The sequence below is a fragment of the Mucilaginibacter sp. P4_E8 genome, assembly GCF_056401495.1.
The window spans coordinates 1-1,992 of the sequence record NZ_JBFUJG010000334.1 but is presented as its reverse complement, the minus strand read 5'-3'; the positions used below and the strand labels follow the sequence as shown (position 1 = coordinate 1,992).

Below are 1,992 nucleotides of genomic sequence, written 5' to 3'. Positions count from 1 at the left end.
AAATAACCCAATGAATCTGTAGTAATGGGGGTTAGTTTATCCGATGTCCAATTAATTTGATCTGTTTTATAAGATAGTTTAAATGATTTGGGTGTATAGATCTTGTTTGATTGGAGTTTGATGTGCATAAAAGTAAGCACTGTTGAATCACTGTTGCCTGCTGCCGTCCCTGCTGCTGAAACAGAATCACTATGCTGTTGAGCAAAACAATTGAAAAATATAAGAAGGAAGACAGCAATTAACCCCGCTATTTTAAAAACCCCGCGCGATTTCATAATTATTGGTTTATAGGTCAATAATATTACACTAATATAATAATAATGAGCTATTTATCAAAGTCGCATCTTGTCTTATAATTACGTTTGATATAGGAAAGAATAACGCAGTTTTATCCAACAAAAAAGCCCGTGGTTTACCACGGGCTTTTAATATTTATAAGGCTTCTGGCTTATTGCCCCTGGGCCAGTGTATAGCCAATTTTGCCGTCAAAATTCATCAGGAATTCAACCGAACAAACTTTTGCCAGTTCAGAAAAATCTGCAGCAATATGCAGCAGTTCTTTTTGAGTGATCTCTTTGCCGGCTTTTTTCTCAAAACGTACACGGTACTCATTTACCAGTTCGGTGTAAATGGAGCCGGTAGGCCAAACCTGGGTACCCCGGTTTGAGATCATTACCAGTTCAAAATTATCGGTAAGTACTTTTTTTGCCATTGCAGCAAGTTCATCAGGCTGAACCCTGGCTTCCACAAAAACATCAACCCCAATCATTTCTTCTTTAATGTTTTTAGTAACGGTCAGCTTGTTTTTTAGCGGTTGCAGGTGATTGACCCTGGTTTCAAAATCAGGATTTGAAAAAACACCTCCGTTAGCCGGTACCTTACCTAAATTGGCAATAATGGCATCGGTAAAAGCATTGGTATTTGAAGCCGGGATAGATTTATCACCAAAATCGCCGGTATGAACGCCCTGCTCTAAAGTATACAACAGTGCATTTTCAATATCTGCAGCATTTTTTGAAAAGCCCAGGAAACGCAGCATCGAAATACCAGAAAGCAATAAAGCGGTAGGGTTGGCAATGCCTTTACCTGCAATATCTGGAGCGGTACCGTGTACCGCTTCAAATATGGATATATTATCGCCAATGTTGGCTGATGGCGCAAAACCAAGTCCGCCAACTAAACCGGCACACAGGTCAGATACAATGTCGCCCTGCAGGTTGGTTAAAACAATGGCCTCAAATGTTTGCGGCCGGGTTACCAGTTTCATGCACAGGTCATCAACAATAATGTCTGATGCTTCAATATCCGGATACTCCTTGGCTATTTCCTGAAAGGTTTCCAGGAATAAACCATCGGTAAGTTTCATAATATTGGCTTTATGACCGCAAGCCAATTTTTTAAGACCTTTGCGGCGCGCCATTTCAAACGCGTAACGGATCACCTGTGCCGAACCCGGCCGGGTAATGATCCTGCGACCAACGGCAACATCATAAGTAAGCAAGTGCTCAATGCCGCCGTAAGTATCTTCAATATTTTCGCGTATGATGGTAAGGTTAATAGGAATGCCTGCTTTGGAGAAAACGGTATCAACACCGTTCAATGTCCTGAAATCGCGCTGGTTGGCATAAGTGTTCCAAACTTTACGGGCTGTTACATTTATACTTTTAACACCTTTGCCTTTTGGGGTTTCCATGGGGCCTTTAAAAAGCAGACCTAATTTTTCAATGGTTTCCTTAGCTTGCGCCGTCATCCCGGTAGAGTGCCCTGCATCAAAATATGATTTGCCCATTTCCACAAATTCATATTCAAGTTGTACATTGTTAGCTTCAAAAACTTTAAGTACGGCCTGCATTATTTCGGGACCGATCCCATCACCGTTGGCAACTGCTATTTTGGTTTTCATTAAAAAGAGTATTTATGTAAAAAACGGTGCAAAGGTAGCTGTTTTAGGGGTATTTTGCAGGTCTGAGAGCTAATGTCACTCAATTTGTG

The 1,992-nt window shown here is 41.1% G+C and carries 2 protein-coding genes; both read right to left on the bottom strand.

The window, feature by feature from the left end:
• The coding region (locus AC1DRQ_RS31125; RefSeq protein WP_477429947.1) for a hypothetical protein at positions 1 to 275 on the bottom strand (275 nt) is incomplete at its 3' end.
• Positions 276 to 448: 173 nt separating this feature from the next.
• Entirely contained in the window at positions 449 to 1,903 is a 1,455-nt protein-coding gene (locus AC1DRQ_RS31120; RefSeq protein ID WP_477429945.1) for an NADP-dependent isocitrate dehydrogenase, read from the bottom strand.
• Positions 1,904 to 1,992: the final 89 nt, after the last annotated feature.

Bases quoted from the DNA above. Each gene is read 5' to 3' on its own strand.
- AC1DRQ_RS31120 (WP_477429945.1), bottom strand. From the start codon at position 1,903: ATGAAAACCAAAATAGCAGTTGCCAACGGTGATGGGATCGGTCCCGAA.